General features: G+C 31.5%; 15 protein-coding genes. 7 read left to right on the plus strand and 8 right to left on the minus strand.

Annotated features, from left to right (window positions below; all coding sequences use genetic code 11):
• Positions 1-89: 89 nt before the first annotated feature.
• A complete protein-coding gene (locus RH98_RS00415) occupies positions 90-2,471 on the minus strand; it encodes a TonB-dependent receptor domain-containing protein (RefSeq protein WP_010249261.1) in 2,382 nt (793 codons plus the stop codon).
• A gap of 415 nt (positions 2,472-2,886) precedes the next feature.
• Here RH98_RS00415 and RH98_RS00420 point away from each other — a divergent pair, with 415 nt between their 5' ends.
• Positions 2,887-3,171 carry a helix-turn-helix domain-containing protein gene (locus RH98_RS00420; RefSeq protein WP_010249263.1) on the plus strand — a complete coding sequence of 95 codons (285 nt, stop codon included), beginning with the start codon at positions 2,887-2,889 and terminating at the stop codon, positions 3,169-3,171.
• Positions 3,172-3,242: 71 nt separating this feature from the next.
• Here RH98_RS00420 and RH98_RS00425 read toward each other — a convergent pair whose 3' ends face one another.
• The 6 genes from RH98_RS00425 to RH98_RS00450 all read right to left on the minus strand — a co-directional run bounded on the left by RH98_RS00425 (position 3,243) and on the right by RH98_RS00450 (position 11,737).
• Positions 3,243-4,232: a beta-ketoacyl-ACP synthase III gene (locus RH98_RS00425; protein WP_010249265.1), complete on the minus strand. Its 990-nt coding sequence runs from the start codon at positions 4,230-4,232 to the stop codon at positions 3,243-3,245.
• A 149-nt stretch (positions 4,233-4,381) separates the two neighbouring features.
• Positions 4,382-5,275 carry a helix-turn-helix domain-containing protein gene (locus RH98_RS00430; protein WP_010249267.1) on the minus strand — a complete coding sequence of 298 codons (894 nt, stop codon included), beginning with the start codon at positions 5,273-5,275 and terminating at the stop codon, positions 4,382-4,384.
• Between the two features lie 234 nt (positions 5,276-5,509).
• Entirely contained in the window at positions 5,510-8,698 is a 3,189-nt protein-coding gene (locus tag RH98_RS00435) for an efflux RND transporter permease subunit (protein ID WP_026038644.1), read from the minus strand.
• 22 nt (positions 8,699-8,720) lie between these two features.
• Positions 8,721-9,782: an efflux RND transporter periplasmic adaptor subunit gene (locus RH98_RS00440; protein WP_010249270.1), complete on the minus strand. Its 1,062-nt coding sequence runs from the start codon at positions 9,780-9,782 to the stop codon at positions 8,721-8,723.
• Positions 9,783-9,803: 21 nt separating this feature from the next.
• Positions 9,804-11,123, minus strand: a complete 1,320-nt coding sequence (locus RH98_RS00445; RefSeq protein WP_010249272.1) for a TolC family protein — start codon at positions 11,121-11,123, stop codon at positions 9,804-9,806.
• 14 nt (positions 11,124-11,137) lie between these two features.
• On the minus strand, positions 11,138-11,737 hold the full coding sequence (locus RH98_RS00450; RefSeq protein ID WP_010249274.1) for a TetR/AcrR family transcriptional regulator: 600 nt from the start codon (positions 11,735-11,737) through the stop codon (positions 11,138-11,140).
• Positions 11,738-12,651: 914 nt separating this feature from the next.
• Between RH98_RS00450 and RH98_RS00455 the strand changes: the two genes are divergently transcribed.
• A complete protein-coding gene (locus RH98_RS00455; protein ID WP_010249276.1) occupies positions 12,652-13,626 on the plus strand; it encodes a polyprenyl synthetase family protein in 975 nt (324 codons plus the stop codon).
• 1 nt (position 13,627) lies between these two features.
• The gene (locus RH98_RS00460; RefSeq protein ID WP_010249278.1) at positions 13,628-13,975 is read left to right on the plus strand and encodes a hypothetical protein; all 348 of its coding nucleotides are present in this window, start codon (positions 13,628-13,630) and stop codon (positions 13,973-13,975) included.
• On the opposite strand, the gene RH98_RS00465 is transcribed toward RH98_RS00460, so the two are convergent.
• A complete protein-coding gene (locus RH98_RS00465) occupies positions 13,959-14,534 on the minus strand; it encodes a hypothetical protein (RefSeq protein ID WP_010249280.1) in 576 nt (191 codons plus the stop codon). The genes RH98_RS00460 and RH98_RS00465 overlap by 17 nt on opposite strands.
• A 114-nt stretch (positions 14,535-14,648) precedes the next feature.
• Between RH98_RS00465 and RH98_RS00470 the strand changes: the two genes are divergently transcribed.
• From RH98_RS00470 to RH98_RS00485, 4 genes are all read left to right on the plus strand, one after another.
• Positions 14,649-17,429, plus strand: a complete 2,781-nt coding sequence (locus RH98_RS00470) for a 2-oxoglutarate dehydrogenase E1 component (protein ID WP_010249283.1) — start codon at positions 14,649-14,651, stop codon at positions 17,427-17,429.
• Positions 17,430-17,478: 49 nt separating this feature from the next.
• On the plus strand, positions 17,479-18,702 hold the full coding sequence (gene odhB / locus RH98_RS00475) for a 2-oxoglutarate dehydrogenase complex dihydrolipoyllysine-residue succinyltransferase (protein ID WP_010249296.1): 1,224 nt from the start codon (positions 17,479-17,481) through the stop codon (positions 18,700-18,702).
• Positions 18,703-18,791: 89 nt separating this feature from the next.
• On the plus strand, positions 18,792-19,418 hold the full coding sequence (locus RH98_RS00480) for an SGNH/GDSL hydrolase family protein (protein WP_010249304.1): 627 nt from the start codon (positions 18,792-18,794) through the stop codon (positions 19,416-19,418).
• Between the two features lie 294 nt (positions 19,419-19,712).
• Positions 19,713-20,690 (plus strand): ribonucleotide-diphosphate reductase subunit beta, encoded by a 978-nt coding sequence (locus RH98_RS00485; protein WP_010249305.1) that lies wholly within the window; start codon positions 19,713-19,715, stop codon positions 20,688-20,690.
• The last annotated feature ends 7 nt before the right edge of the window (positions 20,691-20,697 follow it).

The following is a 20,697-nucleotide window of genomic DNA, read 5'->3' on the forward strand; positions in this document are numbered from 1 at the left end:
AACTGTTATCAACATACTTATTCACAATATAGGATATGTAGGAAATACGTATAGTTTTCTATAAAACTATACGTATTATTCTGTTCTATTTATTTTCTGTTTTGTTCTTCTTTATTTCCGCCTTGATGCTCTTTTACCTTTATTTTTGAATTTCCGAATACGTAGCTAAGCCCAAAGTTTACATATCTGTTGTCATAGTAAACGTTGTAAGATTGTTTTACTCCATTAGATGAGGTTTTAAAGTCTTGTGATGATGTATTTAATATGTCATTTACATATAAAGACATATTAAGTTTTTTGTCAAGTAATGCATATTTTAATCCTAAGTTTAGACCATATCCTGTTTCCACATCGTACATATTTGATTTAAAAGGTGGTTGTATCCAGAAGTCAACTTGTGCTTGTACTGTTTTTTCACTATTTAATTGAATGGTATTATTTGTTGTGAAATAAGTACCCCAGCTACTTTTAGTTGGTAGAGGAAGATCCTTAATTAATTTGTAATCACTATAGAATGTATAAAGAGAGGTTTGTGACTGCAACCATGAGAAAGTATTAAATACATAGCTAATACTCGCATTAAAGTTTGAGCTGTCAAATATATTATCTCTTAAATGTACTTGAGTGTTCGTTTCTGGGTTGATTAATGAGTATTGTGAATAAATGTTTTTTGTTTTGCTATAGCTAATTGTCGTTGTCAACTTACTTTTATAAGTATGTGTAAATTCGATGTTATCTGTATAAGCAGGTTGTATTTCTGGGTTACCTTCTACGTAATTAAACTCATTAATATACCAACGGAAAGGATTTAATTCCCAAAAACCAGGTCTGCTAATTCTTTTGTTATAACTCATAGAGAAAGTATTATCATCGTTTTTATTGTAGGTCACATATACAGTAGGAAATACTTTAGTATAGTCTTTTGTATTTTTGGTTGCATACGTATTAGAAATACCTGTTGTCTGAGTAGTTTCTAATCTTAGTCCTACTTGAGCTTGCCATTTATCATTAAATTCTTTAGAACCATTTACATAAAAAGCTTGTGTGTTTTCTTTATACTCAAAGTTGTCTTTTTGTTTTGCATCTTCTACTGGACTTCCAGATGATAAATCAAAGAAATTTGTTTTGTTAGTTGTCTTTACAAAACTTGCTTTAGCACCATAAGAAAGTTTAAACCATTTTAGCGGTTGTTCCATATCAATATTTACACTGTAATTCTCAATGTTTTGATCTCCTAAAGACTTAGCTTTATAAGGATTGTTAACAATGTTATCAACATATTGTTGAGATGTGTTGAAAACACGTGTTCTATCGCTATTAAATACAAAGTAATCTAGGTCTATATTTAATTTAGTACCCACTGTATCAAACTTTTGAATATAGTGAATATTTGCAGTATGATTGTTAACATTATCTGTGTTTTTTCCAGTAGTTTTAATGTATTTAAGGTAGTTATCTACAAAGTTATTAACATCGTATTCACTGCGATCTGTTTCTCCTGGGGTACTTTTTCCTCCAAAGTATTGTCCTCCTATAGTTGCATTATCTGTTAGTTTATAATCAATTTGAAAATTGCCAGAGAAGCCTTCTCTGTTTCTAGTTCTTCTGTTTGTACCTTCCCAAGTTTCATTAGGATAGTTTAAAGTAGAGTGTTCAAATACTTGACTATATCCAGTTGTCCCATTTATGCCAGCATTAATAGATACTTTGTTTTTATTGTAGTTAAAAACTTCGCTAAGTCTCCAAGTTGCTTTATCACTAGCTTTAATACCAGAGCTAATTTGATTACTCCAAGCATTTTCTTTTGCTTCTTTTAGCACTATGTTGATAAGTCCACTATTACCTTCTGCTTCATATTTTGCAGGGGGAGTAGTAATAACTTCTATTTTTTTAATATTTTCAGAAGGAAGTGTTTTTAAGTAATTTAATAATGCTTCACCAGATAACTGAACCATCCTTTCGTTTATCATTACGCGCATATTACTTTTTCCTATCATAGAGATATTTTCACTATCCACTTTTAAGCCAGGAGTAAGTTTTAGTAAATCAGTAGCATCATTATTTGTAGCATGAACAGTATTTTCAATATTAAAAATAGTTCTATCTATTTTTCGTTCATAAACTTTTTGCTGTGCATTGACTACAATTTCATCTAATGCAGTGGTATTCTCGATTTTGATAATCCCCATATCTATATCCTTATCAACATCTAAACCTTTGTCAATATGTTTTGTACCGAAACTATAGAGCTGAAATGAATAGTGATTAGTTGTAATGTCATTTAATTCAAAATTTCCTTGTTCATCAGTAATTGTTTGATAGGATAAGTTACCATTTGCATCCAATAAATAAATTTCTGCAATTTCGATTGGATTATCATTAGTAAGATGTACAGAGCCCTTAATTTTATTTTGTGCAAACAAAATAGTTAAAGATAGAAGGGAAGCAGTTAAAGTTAGTATTGTTTTCATTAGTTATTGTTTTTATCTAATAACTATATTTCTATTTGTGTGCCAATGAAGAATAGATTTGTATATGTTTGATTTGTAGAGTATTATTTTTTATTTGAATATTTAAAGTGTTCATTATCGTACACCTTTTTTTCAAAAATGGACACTTTTATAGGTTGGAACTTTATCGCTTAAATGTTTTCTTTTTTAGTAATATAAGGGCATTATTAGTATTTGATTATTATTCTCAATTAACATATCTAAATGATTGAAGTGTTGTTAAAATGCGATTAATAAAATTGATTAGTAATGAAATATTTACAATAATTGTAGATTGTTTTTGGAATTAGTTATAGATTAAGATAAATGTAGTACTTTTGTAACACAAATAGTTATAAAAATTGTTTTGTATATTTTATAGTAAAATGGGAAAAGTATGGATATATATAGAATCAAAGATAGAAGAAAGAGCTTAGGCTTTTCTCAAGAGTACGTTGCTCTGAAATTAGGAATTTCACAGAAGGCATATTCAGATATAGAAAGTGGTAAAACAAAATTAAAAACAGACGTTTTAAATGAGATTGCTAAGATTCTTGAAATCTCTCCGTTTTCAGTATGTCCAATTGCTTGTGAATGTTCAAATGAAATTGAAATGAAGCACAAAGAGCTTGTGGCTTATTTGATGAAAAATGGAATAGAATTTCCTATAGAATTAATATAGATTATTATATTGAATACAAGAATTGTATATAAAAAAGCTTTTATCAATCAGATAAAAGCTTTTTTACTTTTTTATAATGTCCATTTTAATAAACTTGCTCCCCAGGAAAATCCTGCTCCGAAAGCCGTTAATAATAATAGATCATCTTTTTTAATTCTATCTTTATTTTCCCATAAACACAATGGTATTGTTGCTGCAATAGTGTTGCCATAATAAGCAATATTATTTAAAGCTTTTTCTTCTGCTATCCCAATTTCTTTTCCTACTGCATCAATAATGCGTTTATTAGCTTGGTGAGGAACTAACCAATTAACATTATCTATGTTTATATTATTTCGTTCTAAGATTGATAAACAAGCCTCAGACATGGATCGAACAGCATTTTTAAAGACAACTTTTCCGTCTTGCTTTAGATACTGTTTTGGCTGATTATTGCCAATATTAAAAGGATATAGAGAACCTCCACCCTCTATGTTTAAATATTCTTGTCCTTTTCCATTGCTAAGTAGTAGAGCATCTATTATCCCTTGTGTAGGATGAGGTTCTAACCATATTGCACCAGCACCATCTCCAAATAATATATTAGTACTTCTATCAAGAACATCTACGTAGGCACTTATTTTATCTGCACCTATTACTACTACATTTTTATATTTTTTACTTTCTACTAATGTAGCTCCCATTTCTAAGGCATATAGAAAGCCTGAGCATGCTGCATTGATATCAAATGCCCAGACATTATCTAAGTTTAATTTACCACAAATAATATTCGCAGTAGAGGGCATAGGCATATCTGGACTAGAAGTAGCAATGATGAGTGCATCTATATCTTCTAGTTTTTTATTGTAAGTACTAATTAGATTCTCTAACGCTAAAACTGCCATATCGGAAGTCGCTTTACCGTCTTCTAATATTCTGCGTTCTTTTATTCCTGTACGTTTAATGATCCAATCATCTGTAGTGTCTGATATCTTTTCAAGATCAGCATTAGTACGTCTATTGTCAGGGACATATCCTCCAATAGCCGTTATTTGCGCATATAGTTGTTTATCTGTGTACATTGAGTTGAGTTTAAAGCTATCAAAAAGAAAATGATAGTTTATTTATTTTTGTTGTCGTTATTTGGTACACAAAGTTTATAAAAAATAGCGTATAGTAGTTAGGTAATTAAACGGCTAAACTTGTAAAAAAGACGCATTGTGATATTGTATTAGTGTAAGTTTTTAAATTCTGTAGGGGACATATTAGTATGGTTTTTAAAGAATTTACTAAACATAGAAGCATCTGGGAAATTTAAAATAGAGATTATTTCAGAGATTGTAATTGCAGGATTTTTTAGTAATACTTTAGCTTCGAGAATGATTGATTCACTAATAATTTGCTTTGGTGTTTTTTGAAATGTATCTGTAACAATCTTAGTTAAGTGCTTTCTACTTATAAACATAGTGTCAGCATAAAATTGTACACTTCTTTGTTTCTTGAAATTTGAGGAAACTAGGAATAGGAAATTCTTGGCAATCTCTTCTTTTCGCTGGCGTTTACCGATAGATTGAGCTTGTGATTTAGTATAGTAATTACCGAGTTCATACATTAAGATTGAGAAATAATGTAATATTAAAGGCTTTGCAAAAAGGTGTTCTTTGCTATATATTAAATGATTTAATCTCTTGAGTATAGTAGTAACTTCTATTCTAATTTTTTTCTGTAATGTAATTACTTTTGGATACTGAGAAGAAAGAAAGTTTAATAAGTTATGTGATTTTATATGGAATCCCGCTTCTAAGAATAAGTCTGCATCTATGAATATAGCTTTGACCGCGAAATCATCAGTAAATTGTTTTATTTCAAAAAATTGAGATGAAAGAATAACAAGCATATCGTCTTTTTTGACAACTTGCGGTTCTAAGTTTATAGTAATCTCACATTCACCACCTGTTACTATAATCAGACCAAAGGTAGTAAACTGATATGGTCGATTTAATATGAAATATTGATTTTGTCGAGGTCCAATATCAAAAATAGCTAATCTATTGTCAGTTAGCTTGTGTTGATATCTTTTAATTATATCAGTTAAGGAATAAATTTGGATGTAATCTTTAGACACAGTTAATGAGTTTGATATGAATAGTAATAGCTACTTATACTATTACAAAAAGCAATGGTTAATAATAAAGTAAAAATATAAGAATACGACTAGAATTTATATTAATACTATCCTAATTATGTGTACTTCTATTGTTACATAAGGGGATTGTTAAATAAAGAAAAGGGGACTATTTTTAAATACTAAAAACAGTCCCCTTACTAAACATAATGATGGTTAAATAACGAATTTAAACTATTTATTATGATTTAGATTTTCTGATACATATTCGTCTACAAAGTTTTCATTTACATCATAATCTGCTGTCATTAAACTTTGGTAATCAACATCTTTTTTCTTTCCAAATTTGTTACCTATTTTGTCAAATATTGAATAGATTATTGGTACAATAACTAAAGTTAGCAATAAGGAAGAAAGTAATCCCCCTATAATTACCACAGCTAAACCATTGTTCATTTCAGCACCAGCTCCATTTGCAAGTGCAATAGGTACCATACCTATTACCATCGCAATCGTCGTCATTAAAATAGGACGTAGACGCGCATGATTTGCTGCAATTAGTGCATCATGTACACTGTCCCCAGCTTGTACGCGATGATTCGCAAAGTCAACTAGCAAAATAGCATTCTTACACACTAATCCAATTAGCATAATAACACCTAGTATCGTAAAGATATTTAAAGAGATGTTGGCTATTGCCAAGGCTAATAAAGCTCCAATAAAAGAAAGGGGTACAGAGAATATCACGATGAATGGTTTCGTGAAACTATCATATAAGGCAACCATAACCAAATATACTAATATAATAGCTGCTAGTAAAGCAATACCCAATGTTCCAAATCCTTCTTGTTGATCTTCCATAGTCCCTGACCATTGATATTTTACACCTGGTTTAATAGTCAGGTTGTCAAATTGAGCTACCCATTCATCTGCAATTTGTCCAGGCGAACGACCAATTGATTGAGATTTAATAGTTACTGATGGACTTTTGTCTCTACGTTCTAAAACCGATGGTCCAGAACTATAGTTAATGTCTGCGAATTGATATAATTTGATATTTTGCCCTTTATTATTTGCGAAGGAAATATCTTTCACGTCGTCAATAGTGCTTCTTGCATAATCTTGAAAACGAATATTGATATCATATTCATATTCTCCTGCTCTAAACTTACCGTCTGTATTACCATTAAATGCTGTCTGCATTGTCATCCCTACTGTGTACATATCTAGCCCTAATGCAGCCATCTTATCACGATTGATTTGTACATTTATTTCTGGACTTCCTGTTTCAGTTGTCAGTTTGACCTCCATTGCACCTGGAGTCTTTTCTAGAATTTCTTTTGCTTGTAGAGCGAAATCCATAGCGTCATCAAGAACTGGTCCCGTAATAGTAAGTGATATTGGAGCCTCTTCTGCACCTATTAATCCGACAGGAACAGTTTTTACTTTAGCACCAACTACTATAGGGGCTAGTTCATTTTTTAGTTTGGCTGCATATATAAACGAACTTTCATCTCTTTCCTTTTTATCAGTAAGAATAACTTGTATTTCAGATTTGTATTTTGTGGCTTGTATTCCACCATATCCTTCTGACGATTGTCCTACTGTAGTAATCATATCTACTACTTCAGGTTTTTGTCGAATGTATTCTTCTACGGTTTGTGTTATCTTATTTGTCTGTTCTAACGAAGCATCCTTCTCTAATTCCAATTGAATTAAGAATTCACCTTTATCTGTTTTTGGCAAAAATTCAAAACCAATGAACCCTATTGGCACTAAAGCAATAGAAGTAAAGAATGTGATGGCAACAATTACCATTACGATAATAGAGTTTTTTGTAGAATTTAATGCCCAAACTAATAAATCAGAAATAGTATGGGTAAAAGCATTTAAACCTTTTTCAAATCCGAATATTATTTTTCCAAAAATAGAAGAACGTTTTATAAATTCTATTTTTCCATATCTAGAGAATAACCATGGTACAATTGTAAAAGATACAAGCAGTGACAACATTGTTGCTATAATAACAGTGACACAGAATTGTTTGATAATATTAGGTACCAATCCAGAAGACATTGCAATCGGTAAGAATACTACGATAATTACTAATGTAATTGCTGTCACGGTGAAGCCAATTTCTTTAGCTCCGTCATAAGATGCACGAACTTTATTCTTGCCCATTTCCATATGGCGGTGAATATTCTCAATTACAACAATCGCATCATCTACTAATATTCCCACTACTAAGGATAAAGCAAGTAAACTTAATAAGTTTAATGAATAGCCAAAAAGATATAGACCAATAAAGGTAGCTATTAATGATAATGGAATTGCTACCATTACTATAAGTGCATTCCTGAAGCTGTGTAAGAAAAATAGCATTACAAAGGCTACTAATACAATAGCTAAGAATAAGTCAAACATAACTCCATTAGCAGCTTCTAATGTAAACTCAGAAGTGTCATTTGCAATGTTTATTTTTAGATTAACATCACTATAGTTACTTTCAACTTCTTTAATTGTCTCTCTTGTAAGTTCACTAATAGTTACAGCGTTTGCATCTGACTGTTTTATAATTTGCATTAAGATGGTAGACTGTTGATTTAATCTTGCAATTTTTTCAATTTCTTTAATGCCATCTTGTACATCAGCTACGTCTTTTAGTCTAATATCAATTCCATTTTGAGAAGCGATCACTAGATTTCGCATTTCTTCTACATCTTTATATTTCCCTGCTAGACGTATTAGAGTTTGTTTATCCTGTGATTTTACGTTACCAGTAGGGAAGTCTAAATTGGAAGCAAGAACCATTTGTTGTACCATAGGTACATTAAGCCCATACGCTTCTAATTTTTTGGGATCAAGTGAAACTTGTATTTCTCTCTCTTCTCCACCTATTAGTTCAACTTTAGCAACTCCATTGATACGAGAGAAAATAGGTTGAATCTTTTTGTCAAGTAAGTCATAAGCTTCTTTTTCATTTAAGCTGCTTGTAATACTTAATGTTAAGATAGGTAAATCACTTAAAGAATATTTTTGCAAAGAAGGTGGATCTACGTCTTTTGGTAAATCCTTTAATATTGCATTTATTTTTCTTTGAGCATCATTTAACGACAGATCGACATCTGCTTCAGAAGTTAAGTAGATCATAATAGTAGATAAGCTTTCGAAAGACATAGCTTCTACTTTTTTGACATTCTCTAGCGATGCTACTGCATCTTCTATTTTTTTTGTAACTGTATTTTCAATTTCTGATGGAGAAGCACCTGGATATACTGTGGCAACTGTAATTACGTTCACCTCGAATTTAGGGATAAGCTCGTAACTCAAGTTTTTATAACTGAATAGCCCTCCCAATAATAAAGCAATAAACATTACTATGATTATGCTTGGGCGTTTTATTGATATTTCTGCTATTTTCATGTGAAAAGTCCTATGTTAGACATTATTTAATGATTGATACAGGTGTATTATCTGTAAGGTTAATTTGTCCTGAAGTGATTACTGTATCTCCTTCTTTAAGTCCATCTAGAATTTCTACAAAATCGCCGAAGTTTCTTCCAGATACTACATTTTTAGCAATAGCTACATCATTTTCAATTATATAGATTAAATTAGAACTTACACTACCCACAAAAGCATTTCTTGGTACAATTAATACCGGAGTATCTTGGTCGTTTTCTGAATTGAAATAAGCAGAACCATACATCCCAGCTCTTAATTTTGAGTTTTGATTATTTTCTATCAATAAGTCAACTGGATAATTTAAGGCAGCATCTGCTTTTGGGGCAATAAAAGTTATTTTTCCTGAAAAAGAATCATTGGGAAGTACACTTGCTTTTACTTTGATAATGTCGCCTTCTGCCAAGTTAGCCACGTGACTTTCATCAACGTTTACACGTAATTTTAGTTTACTAACGTTTACTAAATCAAATAGGGGAGCACCAGGTCCTACAAAAGCACCTTGTTCAATATATTTTTTATTGATGATACCATTAATTGGTGCTTTTATGTTAGCATCATTAGCTGTTAGTCTTGCCGATTTAACGTTTGCCTCGGCATTTTTTAGCATTAAACGAACTTGATCTAATTGCTGTTGAGTTACCCCACCGGTTTTGTAAGCACTTTCAAATCTTGCTGCATCTGCTGTTGCTGTTGCTAATGCAGCTTCTGCATTTTGTAATTGAACATTGATTTGATCAGGGTTTATAATTGCTAAGGTTTGCCCTTTCGTAACTTTGCTACCTTCGTCTACTAAAAGTTTGATTACTCTTCCAGGTGTCTCAGCAGATAGGGTTACTTCATTTTCAGGTACAAAGTTACCATTGGCTTTATAACTTGCATCAATTTTTTTTATGACAGCTTTTTCTGCTCGAACAGATACAGATGTACTCTTTTGAGAGACAATTGCTGTTTCCTTATCGTTTTTGGATTTATTATTTGTAAGTATAAAGACAGTACCTCCGATTAATACGATTAGTACTAGTGATGTTATTATTTTTTTCATGATAGTAATCGATTGTTTTAATTAATCTAACAATTTCTTTAATTCTCCTTGTGCTTTTATTACTTGTACTTCTGCTAGTTTATAATCTAATTGCGCAGTGGTATAATTATTTTCAGCCTCAGTATAGGCATTTTCTGCATTCAATAAATCCGTTAATGAAGCAAGTCCATGTTTATAATTATTTTGAATATTGCTTAGAATATTTTTAGCTAATGCCACATTATCTTTTTGGATATTAATAGTAATTAAAGCATTCTCTAAAGAAGTAATAGCATTTGTAAAATCTAATGCTAATGCTTGTTTTGTGTTTTCAATTTCAACATCCACTTTTTTTAATTCAATGTTCACTTGGCGTACTTTACTTCTTACTTCAAAACCGTTGAAAACGGGAATTTTTAAACTAACACCTACCATTGCGTTATTCGTCCAAAATACGCCATCAGACGGTTTTCCTCCCCAAGTGAATTTGTCACCTAAACCTTGATATCCAAAAGAACCAAAGGCTGCAAGTGAAGGATAATAATCAGCTAAACTTGCTTTCTTTTTGTAATGCAACAAATCTTTCTGTTTTTCTAATAGATGTAATTCTGTTCTATTGTCAACATTACTATCAGCAAGTATTTTTGTTTCATCAATGTCAAAAGAGTCTTGTGATAAAGTGATATGTTGATTCAAATCCATTCCTATCAAAAACTTAAGTGCATTTTCTTGTAATTCTATTGCATTTAAAACCTGTTGTTTCTGTGCCTTTAGATTACTTAATGCAACATTTGTTCTATCCAAATCTATTTGAGTAGCTAATCCGTTTTTGTGTAGTTCTTCTATAATGTTTTTTATTCTACTGGTACTTTCTACAGTAGTTTCAAGTGCTTTTAGCATTTCTTTTGACTGAAATACTTGGTAGTAAGCAGTAGCTACTTTCTCTATGATTTGTTCATCAGTTAAGTCTTTATTAATGATGTAAAAATCTTTTGCAGTGCGTGCAGCTTTTAATCCCATAAAAACAGCTTGGTTAAATAACATTTGTGTAACTGTAGCTGTAGCTTGAGAATTCCATTTTAAATTAACTGGAATCATTTGTGTCTGCCCACCCAATGTAAGAGGTAGCTCTTGAATTAAGGGGTTATTGACTATATTTCCTTCTATATTTAGATGAGGTAGCGCATTCGAGCGTACTTCTTCAATCTGGTAGGAACTATTCTCAATATCTAAAATCGCTAGTTTGGCTTCGGCTTTATATTCTAAAGCATGACGAAGTGCCTTTTTTAACGATAGTTCTTCTTGTGCTTTTAAGGATGAAAAAGAACACAAGAGTGCTAAAGTGAGTATATATTTATTCATAGTTGTTTGAAAGCTTACTTGTCTTTAATTAATTGTTCAAATTGTTTGAGTCCTTTTTCAGTTGCTATACTCCTAATATGATATTCTAGATGCATAGCGTGGATATCTTGGTGTTCAAATTCTGTAGATGGAAAATAGTCCATATCGTCTATAGCTATTAAAGATGCTAAGTGAAAACGTGCAATATATTCTACATCAACATTAGCTCTATATACTTTTTCTTTGATTCCTTTTTCTAAATTATCTTCGATAATGTGGACATATTTCTTTTTGTAAAATACTTTTTGTTTCTGCGCTAATTTTGGATAGTATTTATTTAACTCATAGAGAGATGCAGAGCAATTAATAGCAAATACTTCGTCAATATCTTTATGAGCTGACAATAATTCAGGAATAGCTTCTTGATTCTTAGCTAATGTGGTTTCAAGTTGAGCGATAAATTTTCCATTGATATATGCCAAACTTTTTTCAATTAGTTCTGGTTTTGAGCTATAATGTTGATAAATGGTTTTTTTTGAGATACTTAATTCAGAAGCAATATCATCCATTGTGATTGTTTTGAATCCTTTTTCCAAAAACATTTCTGTTGCTTTCTCTAATATTTGTGTTTCCATTTTTTTAAATTTTGACAGAGCAAATATAGTATGGAAACTTTTTGTTTTTATAAAGTTTCCTTTAATTAAGAAAACTTTAACTTGTTAAGAAGTTTCCTGCTTAAAGATGTATAACTAAGTGGTGGTAAAATGGTATCGGTATTTTAGGTTATTATCTAGTGTTTATAGTAGTCTTAAGTTATTGAAGTCATCTTGACTTTCTGTAAACATTTTAACTATCTGAACAAAATAAAAAAACGCCTTACTTTTTTTTAATCCTAAAAAGTGTATCTGGTTAAATTATAGTAAGTTAACTCAAATACAATCTATTTGGCTAAAATCGGAAAGCTTGCTAAAGCCAGTATTCATAAGGACTCTAGCTAAATCCTTCAACACTTCTTCAACACTTCCCCATGATTGCTCCATATAGAAGGCTATTTGTTGAAGGAATCTTGAAGAACTGTTGAAGCGCTGTTGAAAAAATCATATCGTTTATAGTAATAAAAGAATGTTGAATAACTGTAAACCAGTTTCTTGTATATACGGTAAAGTGCTGTGCATTATTTAGGTGTAATTTTATCTTATTTTGTTAGTAGTTGAGGTTTGATTTGCTGTTTAATGCTAGGGGAGAGTTACAATATATCTTATGCAACAATTGATAGTTAAATAAAGAAGATGCTAAAAAAGTATCATCTCTATTTAAATTGTAATTCTTGATTATTTAGGGGAGTTATTACTACTTTTAAATTGCTATTTTCTTGTGTTAGAAGATGTCAAGTAGTAAATATTATTAGAAGTTTTTTACCAATAATATCCTTTAGCGTGGAATATATTGTTTAAATGTAAATTATAGTGATATTGTCAAAAGGTAAAAAGGCTAAACTAAAGAGTGAACTTCAAAAAAAACACGTATTTTTACGCAAAAAATTAACAAAATGCAATCAATAGTAAAATACAAAGAACAAATTTCAGAGTTTATTGATTCAATATCTTTATCAGGAACGCCAAAAGAACTTTACGAACCTATTTCATATATTTTATCCTTAGGGGGAAAACAAATTCGTCCTGTACTTACACTTATGGCAGCAGATGTTTTTGGGATTGACCCCAAGAAAGCTATTTATGCTGCAACTGCAATTGAATTGTTTCACAATTTTTCATTGATGCATGATGATATTATGGATGATGCACCTTTGCGTAGAGGACATCAAACTGTTCATGAAAAGTGGGACATAAATACAGCTATTTTATCAGGTGATGCAATGTTGATTTTGGCTTATCAGTATTTTGAACATTATGAGCCAATTGTTTTTAGAGATTTAGCTAAGTTGTTTAGTAAAACTGCTATTGAAGTTTGTGAAGGGCAACAATGGGATATTTGTTTTGAGAATAGAAATGATGTTACTATTCCAGAATATATTCAAATGATTAAGTTTAAAACGGCTGTTTTAGTAGCTGCAGCATTGAAGATGGGGGCTATTGTCGCTGGAACAACACAAGAGAATAGTGAAAAAATATATGATTTTGGTTTGAATTTAGGAATAGCTTTTCAATTACAAGATGATTATTTAGATGCATTTGGAGATGAGGCTACCTTTGGAAAAACTATTGGAGGAGATATATTAGAGAATAAAAAGACATTTCTTTACCTGAAAGCATTACTAAATGCTAAAGAAAGTGAGAAACATGAATTAGAAGGTCTTTTTTCTACCAATACAGTAAATGAAGCTGAAAAAATAAAGAGAGTAAAAGAATTATTTCTTTCAACTGGATCAGCGAAAGAATCTCAAAAATTAATAGAGGACTATACAGAAACTGCCTTAAATATTTTAGAAACTATGGATTTAGCAGAGGACAAGAAAGAACAATTAAGAACTTTCAGTCATGAGCTAATGAATAGAAGGGTATAATATGTTACAAACTACTGTAAAATATTTAGAACAGCATTTAGACAATCAAAAGCTGTTTGTTGATTTAGTTTTGCAAGTGCAAAAAGATTTTCAAACAAGTGTTGATACATCTATTATTTTTACAGCTCAAAATGCCACAGAACTAGTTGTGCAGGTTGAAAATGAACTGCGAAAAATATTAGCTTCTACAACAGTTTCAAAATTTTCAAATCTATTGTATAGAATTGATGTTGCTGAAAAAGATGTAGAAGCTATTACTAGTAAAGATATTGATGAATATCTTCAACAAATTGTCTATTTAATTCTTAAGAGAGAATTTCAAAAAGTGTTTATTAGAAATACATTCTAACAAAAGGCATATAAGCACTACCGTAGACCATATCTTTCTCTTTATACAAAACATTATATCTAACTCCTACTGTTACTGGACCACTGCTATACCCTAATCCTAGAAAAAGAGCGGTGTTCCAAAAGTTGTCATTTTGTTTGGTTTGGTCGTGATAAGTATAACGATTATTTACACGTAACTGTTCTAATTCTGCTGAGAGTTGTAATTGAGGAATAGGATTGGATAAAAAGATTAAACTTCCTCCATATAACCATGAATCATACTCTTTTACAGATGAGATGTAATATCCTCTATCTTTGCTTTTTATGTAACTTCCTTGTAGTCCAACACCTGCACTAAAATAAGGGTTTACTTGATATAAAATACTAGGAGCTAGCATAATATCAGTATAGCCATTTCCGAACCCAAGACCAAAGCCTCCACCTATTTTCCAACTCTTATTAAAATCGTAATTTTTAGTGTTATTATTAGAAACTTGTGCAATAATAGAACTAGAGGTTATTAAAAAAAATGATATTGATAAAAAAAACAACAATCTGTTGATGTTAAATCTTTGCATTTCCATTTTGTAAAATAATTATGAGATAAAAATAATAAAAAGTTTATAGTATTCTCATAAAGAGTTGTATTTTTGTAATAATAATATTTAAACAAAAGGTCTTTAGACGAAATTATGGATAGATATTCCTTTTTAAATGCGGCACATACTGCATTTTTTGCTCAGTTGTATGATCAATATTTAGAGAATCCAGACAGCGTAGAACCTAGCTGGAGAGCTTTCTTTCAAGGATTCGACTTTGCAAATGAATATAGTGATGGGCCTGTAGAGCAACTAGCACAAGCTTATACTGCAACGCCAGCAAATGATAAGACTAGTGCAACTGATTCAAGTAAATTTGAGCAAATCCAAAAAGAATTTGCCGTTTTACGTTTGATTGACGCATACAGAACTTATGGACATCTGTTAACTAAAACAAATCCATTAAGAGACAGAAAAGTAGAACATCCTGATTTGAGTTTAGAGAAGTTTGGTCTTTCTCAAGCTGATATGAATGTTAGCTTTGAAGCTGCTAAAACAATACAACTTCCAACATCAACTTTATCGCAAATTATCGCACAATTAGAAAAAGTTTATTGTTCGACTTTAGGAATTGAATACAAATATATAGCTAATGAGAAGGCTGTAGAATGGATTCAAAACCGTTATGAAGCACTTGAAGCTACTTTTGACAACGAGGAGAAAAAAGAAATTCTTCATAAACTGATTGAAGCTGTTTCTTTTGAAAACTTCCTGAACACCAAATATGTTGGGCAAAAACGTTTCTCTTTAGAAGGTCTTGAAGCTGCAATACCAGCAATGGATTTCCTAATAGACTCAGCTGCTAATAAAGGAGTTGAAGAAATTGTGGTAGGAATGGCTCACCGTGGTCGATTAAATGTTTTAGCAAACGTTTTCAAAAAGCCTGCACAAGAAATATTTTCTGAGTTTGACGGTAAAGATTATGATACTGTAGAAGGTTTTGATGGTGACGTAAAATACCACTTAGGACTAAGTTCAGTAAGAAAAACAAGATCTGGAAAAGAAGTTCATGTAAACTTAACTCCAAACCCATCACACTTAGAAACTGTTGGAGCAGTTATCGAAGGTATAGCTAGAGCTAAACAAGATTTAGTATATAGTACTGACCCTTCAAAAGTTTTACCAATTGCAATACATGGTGATGCTGCAATTTCAGGACAAGGAATTGTTTATGAAATTGTTCAAATGGCAAAACTAAGAGGTTATAATACTCAAGGAACTATTCACGTAGTGTTAAATAACCAAGTAGGATTTACTACTAATTATACTGATGGTCGCTCATCAACTTATTCTACTGATATCGCAAAAGTAACTCAATGTCCTGTATTACACGTTAATGCGGATGATACTGAGGCTGCTGTTATTGCGTTCTTATTTGCATTAGACTACCGTATGAAATTCGGTACAGATATATTTATTGATTTAGTAGGGTACCGTAAATATGGTCATAACGAAGGTGATGAACCTAAATTTACACAACCAGTATTATATAAATTGATTTCTAAACATCCAAATGCTCGTAATATTTATAATGCGAGATTATTGGAAAACAAAGTGATTGATGAGAACTTTGTAAAAACGTTAGAACAACAATATAAAGATGCTTTAGAAGTCGATTTAGAAACTTCACGTAAAAATGAGTTTGCTAAGATTAGAACATTTATGCAAGAGAATTGGAAAGATTTTAAACTTGCAGGTCGTGAAGAAATGTTAGCAAATTATGATACAAAAGTTCCATTAAAAGAACTTACAGAAGTTGCTGAAGTTATTACACAATTACCAGAAGATAAAAACTTTATTAGTAAGGTAAAACGTCTTGTCAATGATAGACGTGTGATGTTTTTTGAGAAAGGTCAATTAGACTGGGCTATGGGTGAGTTACTTGCTTATGGGACGTTATTGACTGAAGGTTATGATGTTCGTATGTCTGGTCAAGATGTAGAGCGTGGAACTTTCTCGCATCGACATGCTGTAGTTAAAACGGAAGATACTGAAGAATCAATTATTCTATTGAATAAATTGGTTGATCAACAAGGTGAAATGAGAATTTTTAACTCATTATTAGCTGAGTATGCTGTATTAGGTTTTGAGTATGGATATGCATTAACTGCACCAAATACATTGACTATCTGGGAAGCACAATTTGGAGATTTCTCTAATGGAGCTCAGATCATGATGGATCAATATATTTCTGCTGCGGAAGATAAATGGACAAGTCAAAATGGAATTGTAATGTTATTGCCTCATGGTTATGAAAACCAAGGAGCAGAACACTCTTCAGCTCGTTTAGAGCGTTATTTACAGTTATGTGGAGAGCATAATATGTATGTAACTAACTGTACAACTCCTGCAAACTTCTTCCATTTATTAAGACGTCAAATGGTGACTGACTTCAGAAAGCCATTAATAAATATGTCTCCAAAAAGTCTTTTAAGACTTCCAGCTGCTGTTTCTCCAATTAGTGATTTTACAGAAGGAGAATTCCAATATGTAATCGACGATCATGGAGTAGAGGCTAAAGATGTAAAATCTCTAGTGTTCTGTAGTGGTAAATTCTATTACGATTTGGTAGCGAAACGTGAAGAATTAGGAAGAAATGATATTGCATTTATTCGTATCGAACAATTGTTCCCATTACCGATAGAACGCATAAGTGAGATTATAGCTAAATATCCAAATGTAGATGACTATGTATGGGCACAAGAAGAGCCTAAAAATATGGGAGCTTATGGATATATGTTAATGAATTTTGATGAAAAACCATTGCGTTATGCAGGAACTAAAGCTTATAGTGCACCTGCATCAGGAAGTGCTGTTCGCTCTAAAAAACGTTATGCATATGCAATCGCTAAAGTTTTTGACAAAAATTTATAATTAAAAAATCGTATTTTTACACAACAATATTTAATAAAAGAATATACAGATGAGCATCTTAGAAATGAAAGTTCCTTCGCCAGGTGAATCAATTACAGAGGTTGAAATCGCTACTTGGTTAGTTAAAGATGGAGATTACGTTGAAAAAGACCAAGCTATTGCTGAAGTAGATTCAGATAAAGCAACTCTAGAGTTACCTGCAGAAGAAAGTGGTATCATTACTTTAAAAGCAGAAGAAGGTGACGCAGTAGCAGTAGGTCAAGTAGTGTGTCTAATTGATATGAGTGCAGCAAAACCTGCAGGAGGCGCTTCTACAGAGGCTAAACCAGCTGCTGAGGCTCCTAAAGCTGAAGCTCCAAAAGCAGAACCAGTTGCAGCAGCTCCTGCTTCAACTTATGCAACAGGTAGTGCATCACCTGCAGCTAAGAAAATTTTAGATGAGAAAAACATTAATCCTGCTACTGTTTCTGGTACAGGTAAAGATGGTAGAATTACTAAAGAAGATGCATTAAACGCTAAACATTCAATGGGTACACCAACAGGAGGTCCTAGAAGAGAAGAGCGTAAAAAAATGTCAATGTTACGTCGTAAAGTAGCTGAGCGTTTAGTAGAAGCTAAAAATACTACAGCTATGTTAACTACATTTAATGAAGTTGACTTGACTAATATCAATAAATTAAGAAATGAGTATAAAGAGGCATTTAAAGCAAAACATGGTGTGAGCCTTGGTTTTATGTCTTTCTTTACTAAAGCTGTTACTCGTGCGCTTCAAATGTATCCAGACGTTAACTCAATGATTGATGGACAAGAGCAAATTAAATATGATTTCTGTGACGTTTCTATTGCTGTATCTGGACCTAAAGGTTTAATGGTACCAGTAGTTAGAAATGCAGAGTTATTATCTTTCCGTGGAATCGAAGCTGAGATTAAACGTTTAGCACTTAGAGCTCGCGATGGGCAAATTACTGTAGATGAAATGACAGGTGGTACTTTTACAATCACTAATGGTGGTGTATTTGGATCAATGTTATCAACTCCTATTATTAACCCTCCACAATCTGCAATTTTAGGTATGCACAATATTATAGAGCGTCCTATCGCTGTAGATGGTCAAGTGGTGATTCACCCAATGATGTATTTAGCGTTATCTTATGACCACAGAATCATTGATGGACGTGAGTCAGTTGGTTTCTTAGTAGCTATTAAAGAAGCTTTAGAGAATCCAGTAGAATTGTTAATGGATAATGACCCAAAAAGAGCATTAGAACTTTAATAGTTTAAAAACTCTAAAATATAAAACGACAACTTATGTAAGTTGTCGTTTTTTTTTATTCTTTTACTAAAATATAAAAATTGAAAAGTATGAAATCAACTAATTGTTTGTTTTTTGGTGATAGCATTACGTTCGGGGAATATGATGGTACATTTGGCGGATGGGTAGATATTTTAAAGCGCTATTGTTATGATAAGTTTTATGACGGAAATGCCAATGAGGTTAACGTTTTTAATTTGGGAATAGGAGGTGAAACAACAAAGGGATTATTGGATAGGATAGAAGTAGAAATAAAGGCTAGAACATCTAAGGAAGAAAACCTTATTTTTTTATTCTATGGTGCAAATGATTTAGCTGTAAAAAATGATGAGATTACTGTGTCGCCAAAGCAATTTAATAGCAATTTGGATACAGCTATTAAAATAGCTCAAAAGACCAGCGATAAAGTGTTTTTAATAAGTATTCTTCCTATTTCTAATGCTATTGAAGGAAAGTTATCTCCTGCAGGTAAAATAAGAACAAATGAAAAAGTAAGATTGTACAATGCAGAGATTAAGGAAGTAGCTAAAAGTAATTGTGTAATGCTTATTAATTTGTATTCAGAATTTGAAATGCAAAAGGAGGAACTGTTATCTAGAGATGGAGTTCACCCTAATGCTTTAGGTTATAAGTGGATTAGTGAAAAGTTAAAAGTTTATATAGAAGAATACTTATAGTCGACAAGTAAAAAACAACTGACAAATTTACTTTAATAATTTTTGGGTTTCAATTTGCTCTACCCCTTGAAAGCACTGGGTTAGTACATGAAAACTCTAATTATATTCATTGTTAAATGATTGTATTTTAATGTGTTGTGTAAGTTGTTGATTCCTAATGTGTGTTAATAACTTACTTGGTTTGTGAATAAGTATAGGGTGCCTATACTTTTTTTATGAGTAAAAAAGACCAATATTTGTAGAAGAGGGATAAAGAATTTATCTCAATCATTAACCTTTTTAGAATCAATTAATATGGCTATTCAAGAACCAATTTTAACTGAAAACAAAAACCGCTTTGTTATATTTCCAATTAAACATCATGATATTTGGGATTGGTATAAAAAAATGGAAGCTAGTTTTTGGACAGCTGAAGAAATCGATTTACATCAGGATTTATCAGATTGGAATAATAAATTAAATGAGGATGAGCGTTATTTTATAAAACATATTCTTGCATTTTTTGCGGCTTCTGATGGCATTGTAAATGAGAATTTAGCTGAGAATTTTGTTAATGAAGTGCAATATCCAGAAGCTAAGTTTTTTTATGGGTTTCAAATAATGATGGAAAATATTCATAGTGAAACCTATTCACTTCTTATAGATACCTACGTAAAAAATGAAGAGGAAAAAGATAAGTTATTTAGAGCTATTGATGTATTTCCAGCAATAAAGAAAAAGGCTGATTGGGCATTAAAATGGATAGAATCAGAATCATTCGCCGAGAGATTAATTGCCTTTGCAGCTGTGGAAGGAATCTTCTTCTCAGGAGCATTTTGTTCTATTTTTTGGTTGAAAAAACGTGGACTAATGCCAGGGTTAACTTTTTCAAATGAGTTAATATCTAGAGATGAAGGAGTGCACTGTGATTTTGCTGTTCATCTACACAACCACCATTTGATTAATAAAGTACCTAAAGAACGCATTAGAGAAATATTGGTTAATGCATTAAATATTGAACGTGAATTTATTACTGAATCATTGCCTGTTAGTTTAATAGGTATGAATGCTGGTTTAATGACACAATATCTTGAATTTGTAACTGATCGACTACTTGTAGAACTTGGATGTGAAAAAGAATATAATGTATCAAATCCTTTTGATTTTATGGATATGATTTCGCTACAAGGGAAGACTAACTTTTTTGAAAAGAGAGTCTCTGAATACCAAAAAGCAGGCGTAATTTCTAAAGAAGAAGGTGGAAACAAGATAAGTTTTGATGCAGATTTTTAATTTATAA

Source organism: Myroides injenensis M09-0166, from assembly GCF_000246945.1.
Taxonomy (GTDB): Bacteria; Bacteroidota; Bacteroidia; order Flavobacteriales; family Flavobacteriaceae; genus Flavobacterium; species Flavobacterium injenense.